This is a genomic window from Gimesia fumaroli, from assembly GCF_007754425.1.
Lineage (GTDB): Bacteria > Planctomycetota > Planctomycetia > Planctomycetales > Planctomycetaceae > Gimesia > Gimesia fumaroli.
On sequence record NZ_CP037452.1, the window covers coordinates 4,664,083 to 4,678,858 of the forward strand.

A 14,776-nucleotide genomic window follows, 5' to 3' on the forward strand; every position below is an offset into this window, starting at 1 on the left:
TCAATGCACTTCATTATTGACGAAACCGAATGTGAAATTATAAAATAAACGCATAAAAGATCTTTTATAGTTATTCACACAAAGGATCCAGATGATGTTCCGTGTTGAATTTGGAAAAACGGGTAAGTACTGCGATGGCGTCAATCGGCGTCATTTTCTGCAGGCGGGTGTCGCCGGAATGGGGGCAGCCAGTCTCTCTCAAATTCTCCATGCGAAAGCTCAGGCCGAGCAAAGTGGAGCCACGAAGAAAGATACCTCTGTCATTCTGCTCTGGCTCGATGGCGGTCCTAGTCATCTTGACATGTATGACATGAAACCCGAAGCCCCCAGTGAGACTCGGGGCCTCTGGAATCCGATTCACACCAATGTCCCCGGCATGGACATCACCGAAATGTTTCCCCTGCAGGCCAGATGCGCAGATAAATTTTCCATCGTCCGTTCCCTGCATCACAATACCGGTGACCACTTTACCGGCGGACACTGGATGCTCACCGGTCGTGGCGGCGTAAGTGGCGGCAGTACTCCCGGCCGCAATCCTTCCATCGGTTCCATGGCAACCAAAGTCCTCGGTCCGCGCGATCCCAGCATGCCCTCCTATGTTTCCGTCCCTTATGCCTCCAGCATTGGTTTGCGTCCCGGTTACTTCGGCGGAAACTTCCTGGGTGTGCAACACGATCCTTTTGTCACCGGCTCTGATCCCAACAATCAAAACTTTCAGGTTAAGAACTTAAATCTGGCGAAGGGATTATCCATCCAACGTTTGAAAGATCGCAAACAACTGCTCAAAACATTCGACACCCTGCGTAAAGACGTAGATCAGTCGGGCATGCTCAGTTCCATGGATCGGCTGGACCAGAAAGCTTACGAACTGGTCACCGGCGATCGAGCCCGCAAGGCCTTTGATATCAATTCCGAAGACGACAAAATCCGAGATCAATACGGCCGCCATACCTGGGGGCAAAGCGTCCTGCTCGCACGTCGTCTGGTAGAAGCAGGGACCACGTTCGTTACCGTTCACTTTGGTGGGTGGGATCACCACTGGAATCTGAAAAGTGGTTACGAAAGTTATCTCCCCCGTGTCGATCAAGCGGTCAGTGCCCTGTTTGAAGATCTCGCCCAACGCGGCATGAGCAAAAAAGTGCTGGTCGTGCTCTGTGGTGAATTCAGTCGTACGCCCCGTATGAACGATGGTGGTAATGGCGGCCCTCCCTTAAGTAAGGGAACTCCCGGCCGCGATCACTGGGGCAATTCCATGTTCTGCCTGATGGGAGGCGGCGGCGTCAAAGGGGGACACATCATCGGAGCCACAAATCGACTGGGAGAAGCCCCCGCCGATCGTCCGGTACGGCCCGGACATATTCATCACACGATTTACCGCGTGCTGGGCATGGATCCCCAGATCCACTTCCCCGATCATTCCGGCAGACCAACGGTTGCCATTGATCATGGTGAAGTCATCCACGAACTTTTTTAAGCTACCAGCGAACAGATCGACTTTCATCGTGTCACAAACGCCAACAGAACTGCATCCCCCTGCAGCCGGACCATCAAAACACCAGTGGGGCTGGTTCACATTGCTGACGGTCGCACTGGGACTGCTCTGGCTGGTCGTTTTTCCGGAACTGGCTCGTGTGCCTCAGTTGCGTTCGGAAATTGATTTTCTGGAAGAGAAACAGATTGACCCGACCGCCATGTTCTATTCCGATCTTGAGACGATTGAGGACACCGTACAAAACATCCACGATTTTCATCGGGAAAATCCGCAAGCATTATGGTAGAGTAGCTCGGTGAGTGCCCCTCTGCAAAGAACACGAACATCGAACGACGTTACCTGAGCCTGACACATGGATCAAAATCAATTTCAAGCAGCATTGGCCACTTTCCCCTCCTCACGGGGAAAAACGTTAGACAAGCTCTCAGAAGAGCGACCGGTCCTCGTCGTCTTTCTCAGGCATGGCGGCTGTCCTTTCTGCCGTCAGGTTTTGGATCAACTGCACGCGCTGTCCGAGCAAATTGAACAACGAAATCTGCAATTGGCCATCGTACATATGATGGACAACGAGCAGGCCGATCAATTACTATCCCGCTACGACCTGCAGAACGTGCAGCATTTCAGTGATCCGGAACGCAAACTCTACGAACTCTTCCAAGTCAAACGGGGGAACCTCTCGGAAACCATCGGCCCTGCTATCTGGTGGTCCGGTTTTAAAACGACGATTCTCTCCGGCTATCTGCCTGGTATTCCCGGAAAAGATATTCAACAACTGGGTGCCGCGGTTATTCTTGACCAGAGTCGTGTCATCGCCAGCCACTTCTCACAAAACTCGGCGGATCTCCCAGACTGGGATGAACTCCTAGCCTGCGAGATCCCCCACGATCAATGACACCTTGATTTCCAATTGAAAACCAAACCTGTCATAATAGTCAAACAAGAGTTAATAGACTTACAGTTCACCTTGAATTTACACTCCCGTAACAGACAGAAAAAGATGTCAGACTTCCCTGAAACCATTGATGACGTAGAACAGTTAGATGAACTCCTCAGCCGCCCGACTCCCCGGGTCATTCAGGCACTAAAGCAAACGGAAGGCGATCTGATTCTGCTCGGCATCGCCGGTAAAATGGGACCGACGTTAGCCCGCATGATCATTCGCGCCGACGAAGCAGCCGGCCTCCAGCGGCATATTCTTGGCGTAAGTCGCTTCTCCGATGAATCGAGCCGACAACCACTGGAAGATCTGGGCATTGAAACCATCAAAGGAGATCTGCTCGACACCGACTTTATCAACAGTCTGCCCGATGTCCCTAATGTAATTTATATGGCAGGCATGAAATTCGGTGCGACGGGTAATGAATCGCTGACCTGGGCGATGAACACCTATCTGCCGTCCCTTGTTTGTAACAAATATCGCAACAGTCGCATCACCGCGTTTTCGACGGGAAATATTTACGGTCTGGTTCCCGCTTCCGGTCAGGGTTCCGTCGAAACTGATAAACCAGACCCTGTGGGTGAGTACGCGATGAGCTGTCTGGGACGCGAACGAATGTTCGAACACTTCAGCCGGACTTTGAATATCCCGATGACCATTGTTCGCTTGAACTATGCCACCGAATGCCGATACGGCGTACTCGTTGATCTCGCACTGCAGGTGTATCAGGAACAGACGATCGATATTTCCATGGGCTATGTTAACGTCATCTGGCAAGGCGACGCGAACGCGATGACGCTTTGCGCCCTGCCCGACGGCACATCGCCCCCTTACTACCTGAATGTCGCTGGCCCCCAGATTTTAAAAGTCCGTGAGATCTGCGAACAGTTTGGAACGCTGTTCGGCAAACAACCCAAATTCACTGGAACCGAAGCCGAAGATGCGTTACTCAATAACGGCCAGCAGGGACATCAGCGTTACGGCGCCCCCTTGGTCGAAGTAGAACAGATCATTCACTGCATTGCCGACTGGATTCAGAACGAACGTCCTTTGCTCGGTAAACCAACCCATTTCGAATCGCGCAGCGGTAAGTTTTAACACAGCCACTTCACGCACCGCCAAATCGAATTCACACAGGAAAGCAGGATTGTGAACTCCTCTCTCATCACACAAATATTACAACAGGGAACTGCGATTCCCGCACATCCTCTGGCACTCACATCGGCCCGCAAACTGGATGAACGCCGCCAGCGAGCGCTTTCACGCTATTACATCGCCAGTGGCGTTGGTGGTCTGGCGGTTGGCGTACATACGACGCAATTTGAAATCCGTGAACCAGGCATTGATCTCTATCAGCCGGTGCTGGAACTCGCAGCGGAAGAAATGAACCGTGCCGACGAACAACGGAGCGTTCCCCTGTTGCGTGTCGCCGGCATCTGTGGGGAAACCGCACAAGCCACGAAGGAAGCGACACTCGCCCGCGACGCCGGATATCACTTTGGATTACTCAGTTTGTCGGCACTGAAACAGGCCGATGAACAGACATTGATCGCACATTGCAAAGCAGTCTCGGAAATCATTCCCGTATTCGGATTTTATCTGCAACCGGATGTCGGCGGTCGCCTGCTCCCCTACTCATTCTGGCGGCGCTTCTGCGAAATTGAAAACATCGCCGCAATCAAGATGGCTCCCTTCAACCGGTATCACACTCTCGATGTCGTTCGCGCTGTCGCGGAATCAGGTCGTGAAGACATCGCCCTCTATACCGGCAACGATGATAACATCGTGCTTGATCTCGTCACTCCATATCGATTTCATTCCGATGGCAAAACAATCGAACGCCGAATTGTGGGTGGCTTACTTGGTCACTGGGCAGTCTGGACCAAGAAAGCCGTTGAGATTCTCAAAGAATGTCAACAGGTCGCCAAGTCAGAAACGGCAATTCCGCTCTCCATACTACACCGCAACACCGAAGTCACCGACTGCAATGCTGTCCTGTTTGATGTTGCCAATCGTTTTGCGGGTTGTATCCCCGGCGTCCATGAAGTGCTCAGGCGACAGGGGCTGCTGGAAGGCATCTGGTGCTTGAATCCCAAAGAAACGCTCGGCCTCGGACAATTGGCTGAGATCGAGCGGATCTACGAATCCTATCCGCATCTGAATGACGATGCGTTCGTCGCAACGCATCTCTCCGACTGGCTGAGTGGCTGATTCGATTCGCCATTTGATGAGCAATCTTTTAGAGAAAAACAGTGATCGGTTTCCATTTCTCCTCGATAAAACTTGAGTCAAAAATCAATTAGATGGTTCATAACCCAAGTTTGAACCCGGGGTTGACGATAATGATAATACCGGTTAATTAATGGGTCTACTCTCCTTAGAGGCCTCTCCCAACCGATCCTATTATGTAAATCATATTCAGGTAAGCATTTACCGACGAAGGACCGTCAAAATGTTTGATGATAATACCACCCGTATTCTGCAGGAAGCAGTCAACGAGATGTTAGTCTGGGTTGGTTTTGGTACTTTAGTCGGTCTGGCAGCCAAAGCCATCATGCCAGGAAAAGACCCGGGCGGCGCGGTCAGCACCCTGTTAATGGGCATTGGTGGCAGTGTGGTCGGCTGTGGCATCCTCACATTTTTCTGGGATGGTGCCCGTGTCACGCCAATCAGTACGCTGGGATTTCTAGCGGCAACCGGTGGGGCATTTATCCTGTTATTCTTCTATCGCCTACTCTCCGGCTCCTTTTTTGCCGAAGCAGAAGATGGCGAACGCTGGCTGCACAGACGCCGAAGACGCCGTCGTTCACGCGAGTTAGCCGACGAAACCTACTAAATCTCGCACAAACGGATCGCTCAATCCCAATATAAGTCAAAACTGGCGAGAATTTCGTGGGGATCCAGTTTGAGATAATTTCTGTCTCTTGCTTGCACGATGCAAGTCAATATACTATATACTCTTAGAAGTCATGGCCGAGTGGCGGAATTGGCAGACGCACGGGACTTAAAATCCCGGGTCCGTAAAGGGCGTGCGGGTTCGAGTCCCGCCTCGGCTATTGCTTTTTGATCCAGGTCTAACCGTCTTATTTTATGTGACTGGTTTTCTTTCCCCCCCTCAAACACCTGGAGAATCGACGGGGATCATTAGGCATCCCACCATCTGCATGGGGAGCTTGACGAGCTGTCTAAACCGTACTCAGCTCTCCCTGACTTGCCTGCTGTTGAATGACTTCGAGCAACTGCTTTCGATCAATGGGCTTGGTTGTAAAATCAGAGCAGCCGACGTCCAGACATTTTTTGCGGTCTGTTGACATGGCGTGCGCCGTTAAGGCGATGATCGGTCCTGCATAACCAACCTCACGCAATTTCTGAGTAGATATATAACCATCCATCACCGGCATCTGCATATCCATCAGGATCACATCAAACGGGCGATTTTCATTCAGAGCCATCGTTGCCAGTTCAAAAGCGATCTTGCCGTTATTGGCAATCGTGACTTTCGCGCCTGCCTTTTTCAGGATAAAACGAATCAACCGTTGATTATCCAGCCCGTCCTCAGCCAGTAGAATATCATAATTTTGAAGCGAAATCTCCAGGTCATTACTCACCGTTTCAGTACCGTTCGAAGATATCGTTTGTTGCGTTACTTCCACCATCCGCAACTGATTTAATGAGCCGATTCCGATGGTGAATGAAAATGTGCTCCCCTCACCAATGGTACTCGACACGGAAATTGCTCCCCCCATTGCTTCGATCAGCTTTTTACTGATGGTGAGCCCCAGTCCTGTTCCGCCGTACTTGCGCGTTGTTGATATATCCGACTGTGCAAATGGCTGAAAGATCGTCTCCAGTTTTTCTTTATCAATCCCGATTCCGTTGTCGATAATATCGAATTGCAGTTTCGGTTCCGCATTTGATGCCTGCAAGAGTTGAACAACGATTTTAATTTTTCCTTCGGATGTGAACTTGATTGCATTACTCACAAGATTGATCAGGACCTGTTGTAGCCGTGTCGGGTCTGTCTGGATCGTTTCCGGGACAGGGCTATCGAACTGAATTTCGATTTCCAGGTTTTTACGATCCGCTTGAACACGCATTACCGAGTAAACATCAGCCAGGATTCGCGAGGGAGAACAGTCAATACATTCCAGTTCCAGCTTGGCAGATTCGATTTTTGACAGGTCCAGAATCTGGTTAATCAATGTCAGCAGATACTCCCCGTTCTGCTTGATAATACTGGTCGATTCAATGTCATCCTTATCAATAATCTTAGTCAGCAGGATTTCTGAAAAACCCAAAATCGCCGTCATTGGTGTGCGAATTTCATGACTCATATTCGCCAGAAATTCGCTCTTGGCTCGATTGGCTGCCTCAGCACTTTCCTTCGCTTTGGCCAGTTCACTTTTTGTATTCTTCAGAGATTTATAGATCAAAATTCGTTCGGTGATGTCTGCAGAGAATTTCACAACCTTGTAAGGTTTCCCATTCAGATCAATGATTGGAGTGTAAGAAGCATAAATCCAGACGACATTGCCATACTTTCCGACGCGTTTGAACTCGCCCGTAATATGTTCTCCTTGAGCAAGTCGTTTCCAGAATTCACGATACTCTCGTGAACGAACATCTTCCGGAGCCACAAACATCGTGTGTTTTTTGCCAATCACTTCCTCTCGGCTATAACACATCGATTCCATAAACTTATCATTGGCGTCGATAATCCTACCATCAATATCGAATTCAACCACCATCTGTGATTTACCAATTGCCGCAATCTGATACTTGAAATCTTCGTTTTGCAGGTGTTGATGACGCATATAAGAACCCAGCTTGTGGGCATACCAGATCGTGCTCAACAAAATCAGAAAAACCACGCTGGCAAGTACAAGTTCGATCGTACCAATCTGCTGGGCCCGCGATTCCTCGCTACCAAATCGAGCGGACTGAATCTGCCGTACGGAATCACAGAGTTCCCCGATCGATGTTAAGGCAACCGAAAAAGATTGATCCATCTTTGCCATTCCGATTCCAGCGGACTCTCTCTTGTTCTGCTTCAGTTCCTGAAAAACAAAATTCGCCTGGTTGTAGATATCGGAGACCTGACCATCGATTTGCTTGAGCTGTTGAGAGAGTTCCAAAAATGCCTTCTCGCTCGTTTTGTCGTTTTCTTTTTTTGCCAGGTCTTCCAGGTTTTTATTCAAAGAGAACTTGAATTCCTGATATGCTGCATCGAGACGACGCGACTCGGATTTGATATCACCCGATTCGAAAACATTATTTCCCGGTGCATTCACGGCCGCTGCAAGTTGATTCAACCGGGAATACTCACTGACTCGATCCATCCAGACAATATTTTCACGAACGGAGTCTGTATAAATTCCCAGCAAGGAGTGCCCCAGGAAAAGTGACGCAGCTAATGTCAAAATATCGAGTCCCGCCAGAAAGTAGTACAGATAGTACCACCTGAAATTGGAAGACTTGTATTTATATACGTGATCACCCACCACGAACTCCTTCGGAATTTTACTGTAAAAATGAGGCTGATAGTTTTACACCTTCACAATACCATAGATCACTCTCAGATTTCCGGATGAGGTATAAGTCTCAAACAGAGGATAAATGACTGAAATGCCAACAAAATAAATTTTCCGAAACTGGAAAAGTCGATACATTCGAAAATGCTGCCCCCTGACAACGCGCCAGAATGAGGTAAAACAATTCAGTCATTATGTTCAGTGCGCGAATCATTCAGTTTAGCCTGGTGTGTATCATTCTGTGTGTGTGAGCGCAGAACGCTTGAACGCGGAAGACCCAGAATTTTACCAGTCTCATGGCACACTTTTTTTATGGAGCTTGTGCCCCACAGTATCGGGAGGCCCTGATCTTGATGAACCACTGGTGACAGACCGGCCTGATTTTACAGAAGCTGCAGTGACCGTAGGAAAAGGTGTGTCACAACTCGAATTCGGATATACCTACACGTCAACGACTGATGGTACGGATAGCGTCGAGTCGCATTCCTTTGGAGAAGCCTTATTACGATATGGGATTCTTGAGGACTGGTTAGAATTTCGCATTGCTGTGTTTCCTGTTCAGGAACTGACGGTATTTGAAGGCACATCCAACTCGACTGCTGGGCACGAAGACTTATATACCGGCTTCAAACTTGCTTTGACTCCACAAGCCGGGCTCTTGCCAGAGATGGCACTGATACCACAAATGAATATTCCGACAGGCAGCAAGGCGTTCACAGTCGATAAGGTCGAGCCAGGTCTCAACTGGATCTATGCGTGGGAGCTGAACGACTTCATCTCAACGGCCGGCTCAACTCAGGGAAATCGAAGAATTGACGTCACGACCGGGAAAGCATATTTAGAAATGGCCCAATCGTGGACTGTGGCTTATAGCTTGAGTGAAGCGCTGGGCGCATACACGGAATGGTTTGCCCTCATCCCCAGCGGCGCAGAAAACGTTCATACTCAGCACTACTTCAACGGCGGGTTTACCTGGCTAATCAACAACAACATGCAATTTGACATTCGTGCTGGTGTCGGATTAAATCATGCAGCCGACAACTATTTTCTTGGGACAGGCCTCTCAATCCGATTTCCTTAGACAAAATCTGCTGAGATCCTGAAGCCATCAGCACGCAAAACCACATGCTTCCTCCCAATAACACACTCAAGAAAAAACCACTGTTGCGTCATTTCAGGATCACGTATATTTACTTCTCTTATTCACACAAAAACAAATTTTCAAAAACGGGGTTTATCTATTGGCCTGAAAAAGGCATAATTGCTTATCTCTGTCCCTTAACATGAATTGTTTTTGCCAAAGGATCTGAATCCGGAGCAACAATCAGACGAGTGGATGTTTTTTCTGGAATAGATTTTCTTTCTATTCCATCAATGAACAGGGACAGTCTATGGGCACAAAACGAAAGCGTTTGCTGCTGCTGACGATCAGCGGCCTGCTGACTTTACTCGTTTTTCTGACTGATCTACAAGTCTCGTTAAATATCGCGGTCCCCGCTTTTTATGCAGTAGCGATTGTGCTGGTCGCAGGCCAGCGGCGGATCTGGCCTGTCTTACTCTCTGCCTGTATTTGCTCTGGCCTGACGTTCGTACCAGTCCTCTTAGAAAGCAGAGCCAATGTGCCCCAATTCGTCTGGGAGAACCGCTTTATCGCACTCAGTATGATCTGGATCGCGGTTACCGGTAACCTGATCTTTCTTAGACAAACGCAATTCAAACGCAATCTGTTCAAACAACTGCCCCCCTTTTTTGAAAACAGTTCTCTGGCTGTTTACATTAAAGATTTTCACAATCATTCCGTCTGGATCAATCAACAATTCCGGAAGCTGATTGGCCCGGTCGATCAAGTGCCTGGATTCACGATTGTGAATGCAAAACAGTCGCTGAAAGAGGAACCTATTGTTTCGAGTTTGATCAACAACAGGCAGATGAAATGGGATTACAATCCCTTGATCAATGATTCTAACCAGACTTTCGGCACGCTCTGCCTGGGTATAGATCTGACTGACCTGAAACGTTATGAAGAAGCGTTAAAGACCAGCGTCGAACAACGAACGTCTGAGCTTTCTCAAATCAATGAGAGCCTTCGGCAGGAAATTGCAGAGAGAAAAAAGGCAGAAAGAGAACTCCAAGCGGCATTACAACGAACTCAGGATATCCTGGACAGTTTATTTGTATTCGTAGGAGTATTATCAACTGACGGCATCCTGCTGGAGGCGAATCGCGCGCCTCTGGAAGCAGCTCATCTTGAGCTGACAGATGCCATTGGGAAACCATTCTGGGAAACGTATTGGTGGAATTACTCTGTTGATACACAAACGGAATTAAAACAGGAATTCGCACAAGCTGCTCAGGGAAAAAGCGTTCGCTATCACACAAAGGCACGTTTATCCCAGAAGAACTTCATCAACCTTGATATCACCTTCGGTCCCCTGTATGACTCGGAAGGAAATGTGACCCAGATTATTGCATCAGCCGTTGATATCACCGACCGCCTGCTGGCAGAAAAGAATGCTGCCCAAAAAACCGCACAACTAGAGACCATGCTGGAAGTAAATCCGGATTTCTTCTTCCATCTAAAAACAGATGGAACCATTCTCGGATATGAATCTTCCAAACAGAATCATTTATTTCCGACGATCACTGATTCACTTCACCAAAGAATCAATGAACTCGTTCCAGAGTCTGTCGCTCATCATTTTGAAGCAGCGATTCATAAATTCAGCCAATCCCACACCCTGACATCATTTGAATACACCCTGAAAATCAATAAACAACCTCACTGGTTTCAAGCCCGTCTGCTTCCCTATTTGACAGATGAAATCCTGGTTATCATTCAGGACATTCATGAGCGTAAAGCGGCTGAAATCGAAATGAACAACATGCACAATCGCCTGTTCGAAGCACAACGGCTGGCTCATATTGGCAGTTGGGAATGGAATATCAAAGATGATACTCTGTGGTGGTCAGAAGAAGTCTATTGCATTCTAGGTTTAAATGATGCCCAGTTCCCCCCGGAGACTGATTCCTTTCTGAAAATGATCCACGAAGATGACAGGAATAAAGTACAACGACTGATTTCCAATACCCTGCAGAACAATTTACCCTTCAGTATTGAACACCGAATCATCCGCCTCAACGGAGAGCTCCGCCATGTACATAATCAAGCGGCTGTTAAAAAAAGTATCGATGGTGAAATGCTGGTGATGTACGGCACGATTCAGGATGTGACTGAAAAATATGAAACCAACAAAATGGTTCAGGAATACCGAGACGAACTGGCGCATGTATCGCGACTGGCAGTCATGGGAGAGCTGGCAGCGGGACTCTCACACGAATTGAATCAACCACTCACCGCCATTGCCAACTACAGCTCGACCATGAAATTTCTCCTCAAACAAGGCGGGGATATTTCCGAACTGGTTTCAAAAATTGAAGCGCAATCTCTCCGCTCCGGTGATATTGTTCGCAGATTGAAAAATCTTGCTGAAAAACGAAAACAGCAACGTCTGCTGTTCAACATCCAGGAAAGTGTCCGCAATGCGCTGCAGTTAATGAATTACCAGATCCGCTTGAATCAGGTTCAGGTGGAAGTGATCAGTGAGAATAAATTCCCAACGGTATTTGCAGACCGGGTGCAGATTGAACAGGTGCTGGTCAATCTCGTCAAGAATGCGGTAGAAGCAATGGCAGACACACCATTGCCAAGAGTATTGACCATTTCAATTGAAGCCGACACCAAATCTTCAACGTTGATTTCAGTGGCCGACACCGGAAAAGGCATTCCTGAAGAGCTCAAGCAGCGGCTCTTCACCCCTTTTACCACGAATAAAAAAGAAGGACTCGGCATCGGGCTCTCTTTAAGCCGATCGTTGATCGATGCTTCAGACGGCGAACTGTGGCATTGTCAGAATTCGAACGGCGGAGCCACATTTTATATTTCCCTGCCATCTCCAAAGCAGATCAAGAAAGTTGGCTAACCGCAGTCTTCCAGGCCATTCCAGAGTTTAACTTGAAAACATCGCCACGGTTTCTGGCAAATAGCAATGCACCATTTCATGCAACACTTCATACTTGATTGGCTTACTCAGATATTCAGTACATCCCGCATCCAGACATTTCTCTCTGTCTGACACCAACGCATGAGCAGTGATTGCGATAATGGGAATTTGATTCCCCTGGTTTCTCAATAGCTGTGTTGCTTCATATCCATTCATCACCGGCATTTGCATATCCATCAGAATCATATCAAAAGACTGACTCTGACTGGCCTCATCATTGATCAGGTCAACGGCCTCTTTTCCATTCGAAGCCGTCACAACCTCGACCCCCATTTTATTCAACATAAAGCTGAACAGTTTTCGAATTTCTTTTGTATCGTCGACCAGAAGTACTTTTCCTTTATATGCACTCCTCTCTGTTTTTCGTTTCTGCTGAGAAAGATCTTGCCCGACCGAATTTCCCCCCAGGCTGAATCGATGTTTCTGTTTCCTCCTGAGTGTTAATGGAACGGCCCCACCTACATTCAACGCCACACAAAAAACACTCCCCTGATCCACGGTCGATTGAACGGATAAATTGCCCCCCAGCAATTGCACCAGTTTGTAACTGAGAGTCAGCCCTAATCCGGTACCACCGTAATTTCTCGAAGTGGAACTGTCAGCCTGCGCGAATGGCTCGAAGATATGGCTTACTTTCTCTGCCGGAATCCCTATCCCCGTATCAGCAACAGTAAACTGTAATACCCTGTCATTTTTTGACTGGGAGAATACTCGGACCTCAATCTCAATCCGTCCCGTCTCGGTAAATTTCACGGCATTACTCACCAGGTTCCAGAGCACCTGCTTCAACCTTACAGGATCTGTTTCAATTGACTCCGGAACAGAGTCCTGACACTGAGTGAGAATGGAAAGGCCTTTTTTAGCGGCTTTCGCCTGGAAAGCATCAACCACTTCCTGCAAGACCAACCTCGGTGAACAATTCACCTTCAGGATTTCAAAATCTCCCATTTCGATTTTTGAAATATCCAGAATGTCGTTTATTACCTGTAACAAGTGTGTGCCATTATTTTGAATAATTTCAATCAGTTCAACATTGTCCGGCGCACCAGGGTTTTCTTTTAAAATCTCGGAGTAACCCAGAATTGCTGTCATAGGCGTCCGAATCTCATGGCTCATATTTGCCAGAAATTCACTTTTCGCCTGATTGGCACGCTCAACTACTTTTTGGGCCACTTTTAGCTCGTAGTCTTTTCGCTTGAGTTCCCGGCGGGACTGCTTCAACCGCCCCAGGTATTCATTCAGTTGATTCTGTGTTTTCAGCCGCTCGCTGATATCCCTGAGCGTGGCGATAGAATGAATTTGGCTTTGAGAGTCGTCTATGCGACTGATTCTTAATTCGCAGGGAAAGCAGGAACCATCTTTTCGCTTAGCAATAATTTGCCACATCTGTCCTTTGGAGTGTCTCGATCCAGAACCTTCCACGAAATACTGCTCGTAAGATTCAAGATAAGGATCTGATAACAGAAGACACAATTCTTCCCCGACCACTTCCTCTGTTTTCCATCCGAATGCATCTTCGATGGATGCACTCGACAAGAGAATGGTCCCCATCTCATCAAATGCAACTGACACATCCCTACTGAATTTTAAAATCTGTCTTGCTATCTGATTGTCATTGAGTCTGACTCGGTCGGATGTCATTACAGGCCCTTTTAGTCTATTGAGATCGACGCTTCTTTCTCTTCACACCACTCCTTATGATTTAAACTTATTGTGAAAAAACCCGTACTGTCCACACTGCAATCTCACCAGTTGTTCATCTAACTGGTCTAGATCATATCGACGTTTGATCGTTTTCAGAACCATGGGGAATTCTCCCCATAGACACATCGACAGATACTTATTTCTGTGAAGAACTCCTGAATTTCACATATCGATTGAAATTGGAATTCACAAGAGCAGTAAACTGATAGCGGAGTCTCATTTCGACTCAAACAGAAACCAGAATCTAAAGAAACGATCGCCGTGCGGCAGATCGTGATTAGAAGCTCAACATAATGCTGTTCGAACAGCAGAAGAATACGGACTGGTTGACTCAATGAAGCCAACCAGGAGGAATCAAAGTTCGCTCAGTTAAGCCTCATCGCCGTTTTTCTTATACCCAGGCATATCTTTGATTTTATACAAAAGATGTACGATATCAGTAGAGCTCGAAATCCCTAATTTCCCTAGCAGATTGGCTTTATGTTTTTCCATGGTGCGATAACTGATCGACATGGAATTCGCAATTTGTTTGCCGGAATGCCCATCGGCGATTAGATGAAATACCTGTTTTTCTCTTCGTGTTAAACCATCGTACAATCGAAGATAGTCTCTGCCCTCTTCATTGGAATCGTCCTGGTTGAGATCTAAAAGCGAGATCGCATACTCTATCGCTTTGAGACATTTTTCTCTTTCGAAAGGCTTTTCAAGATAATCACAAGCCCCCTGCTTGACTGCAGAGACGGCTTTTTCAATATCCCCATAAGCACTCATCATGATCACGGGTAACTGCAATTGTTGTTTTTTAAACAGCTGCATCGCTTCAATCCCGGAGATTTCTGGCATTATCAGATCAATCAGGATACAGCCTGGATCCACAACTTCCTTGGATTCTAAAAACGAATGCACACTATCAAATGTTTTGACCGTATAGCCTGATGTACTCAATAAAAAAGCTATCGAGTCCAGGACATCTGGATCATCATCAATAATGTAGACAACAAAAGCGTTCATTCGGCCCCTCAATTAAAGTGCTGACTCGCACGAAAAATAC

Annotated in this window: 11 protein-coding genes and 1 tRNA gene; 9 read left to right on the forward strand and 3 right to left on the reverse strand. The window is 47.5% G+C overall.

The window, feature by feature from the left end; genetic code table 11:
* Positions 1-91 precede the first annotated feature (91 nt).
* The 7 genes from Enr17x_RS17560 (at position 92) to Enr17x_RS17590 (ending at position 5,485) form a co-directional block, all read left to right on the forward strand.
* Positions 92-1,474, forward strand: coding sequence for a DUF1501 domain-containing protein (locus tag Enr17x_RS17560; RefSeq protein WP_232100759.1), 1,383 nt, complete (start codon positions 92-94; stop codon positions 1,472-1,474).
* Positions 1,475-1,502: 28 nt separating this feature from the next.
* Entirely contained in the window at positions 1,503-1,778 is a 276-nt protein-coding gene (locus Enr17x_RS17565; RefSeq protein WP_145310950.1) for a hypothetical protein, read from the forward strand.
* Between the two features lie 66 nt (positions 1,779-1,844).
* Positions 1,845-2,384, forward strand: coding sequence for a SelL-related redox protein (locus tag Enr17x_RS17570; protein WP_145310952.1), 540 nt, complete (start codon positions 1,845-1,847; stop codon positions 2,382-2,384).
* 105 nt (positions 2,385-2,489) lie between these two features.
* Positions 2,490-3,527 (forward strand): NAD-dependent epimerase/dehydratase family protein, encoded by a 1,038-nt coding sequence (locus Enr17x_RS17575; protein WP_145310954.1) that lies wholly within the window; start codon positions 2,490-2,492, stop codon positions 3,525-3,527.
* Positions 3,528-3,578: 51 nt separating this feature from the next.
* Complete coding sequence (locus tag Enr17x_RS17580) at positions 3,579-4,640, forward strand: dihydrodipicolinate synthase family protein (RefSeq protein ID WP_145310956.1); 1,062 nt, start codon at positions 3,579-3,581, stop codon at positions 4,638-4,640.
* Between the two features lie 241 nt (positions 4,641-4,881).
* Positions 4,882-5,265 (forward strand): GlsB/YeaQ/YmgE family stress response membrane protein, encoded by a 384-nt coding sequence (locus Enr17x_RS17585; RefSeq protein WP_145310958.1) that lies wholly within the window; start codon positions 4,882-4,884, stop codon positions 5,263-5,265.
* A 135-nt stretch (positions 5,266-5,400) separates the two neighbouring features.
* A tRNA-Leu gene (locus Enr17x_RS17590) sits at positions 5,401-5,485 on the forward strand.
* Between the two features lie 129 nt (positions 5,486-5,614).
* On the opposite strand, the gene Enr17x_RS17595 is transcribed toward Enr17x_RS17590, so the two are convergent.
* Positions 5,615-7,930: a PAS domain-containing hybrid sensor histidine kinase/response regulator gene (locus tag Enr17x_RS17595; protein WP_145310960.1), complete on the reverse strand. Its 2,316-nt coding sequence runs from the start codon at positions 7,928-7,930 to the stop codon at positions 5,615-5,617.
* Between the two features lie 394 nt (positions 7,931-8,324).
* Between Enr17x_RS17595 and Enr17x_RS17600 the strand changes: the two genes are divergently transcribed.
* Positions 8,325-9,041, forward strand: a complete 717-nt coding sequence (locus Enr17x_RS17600; protein WP_198000640.1) for a transporter — start codon at positions 8,325-8,327, stop codon at positions 9,039-9,041.
* A 310-nt stretch (positions 9,042-9,351) separates the two neighbouring features.
* Positions 9,352-11,940, forward strand: a complete 2,589-nt coding sequence (locus tag Enr17x_RS17605) for an ATP-binding protein (RefSeq protein ID WP_145310963.1) — start codon at positions 9,352-9,354, stop codon at positions 11,938-11,940.
* 27 nt (positions 11,941-11,967) lie between these two features.
* Here Enr17x_RS17605 and Enr17x_RS17610 read toward each other — a convergent pair whose 3' ends face one another.
* Both Enr17x_RS17610 and Enr17x_RS17615 read right to left on the reverse strand, forming a co-directional pair.
* Positions 11,968-13,662: an ATP-binding protein gene (locus Enr17x_RS17610; protein ID WP_145310965.1), complete on the reverse strand. Its 1,695-nt coding sequence runs from the start codon at positions 13,660-13,662 to the stop codon at positions 11,968-11,970.
* Positions 13,663-14,094: 432 nt separating this feature from the next.
* Positions 14,095-14,736 (reverse strand): response regulator transcription factor, encoded by a 642-nt coding sequence (locus tag Enr17x_RS17615; RefSeq protein ID WP_145310967.1) that lies wholly within the window; start codon positions 14,734-14,736, stop codon positions 14,095-14,097.
* Positions 14,737-14,776: the final 40 nt, after the last annotated feature.

Bases quoted from the DNA above. Each gene is read 5' to 3' on its own strand.
- Enr17x_RS17575 (WP_145310954.1), top strand. From the start codon at position 2,490: ATGTCAGACTTCCCTGAAACCATTGATGACGTAGAACAGTTAGATGAA.
- Enr17x_RS17610 (WP_145310965.1), bottom strand. From the start codon at position 13,662: ATGACATCCGACCGAGTCAGACTCAATGACAATCAGATAGCAAGACAG.
- Enr17x_RS17585 (WP_145310958.1), top strand. From the start codon at position 4,882: ATGTTTGATGATAATACCACCCGTATTCTGCAGGAAGCAGTCAACGAG.
- Enr17x_RS17605 (WP_145310963.1), top strand. From the start codon at position 9,352: ATGGGCACAAAACGAAAGCGTTTGCTGCTGCTGACGATCAGCGGCCTG.
- Enr17x_RS17615 (WP_145310967.1), bottom strand. From the start codon at position 14,736: ATGAACGCTTTTGTTGTCTACATTATTGATGATGATCCAGATGTCCTG.
- Enr17x_RS17560 (WP_232100759.1), top strand. From the start codon at position 92: ATGATGTTCCGTGTTGAATTTGGAAAAACGGGTAAGTACTGCGATGGC.
- Enr17x_RS17570 (WP_145310952.1), top strand. From the start codon at position 1,845: ATGGATCAAAATCAATTTCAAGCAGCATTGGCCACTTTCCCCTCCTCA.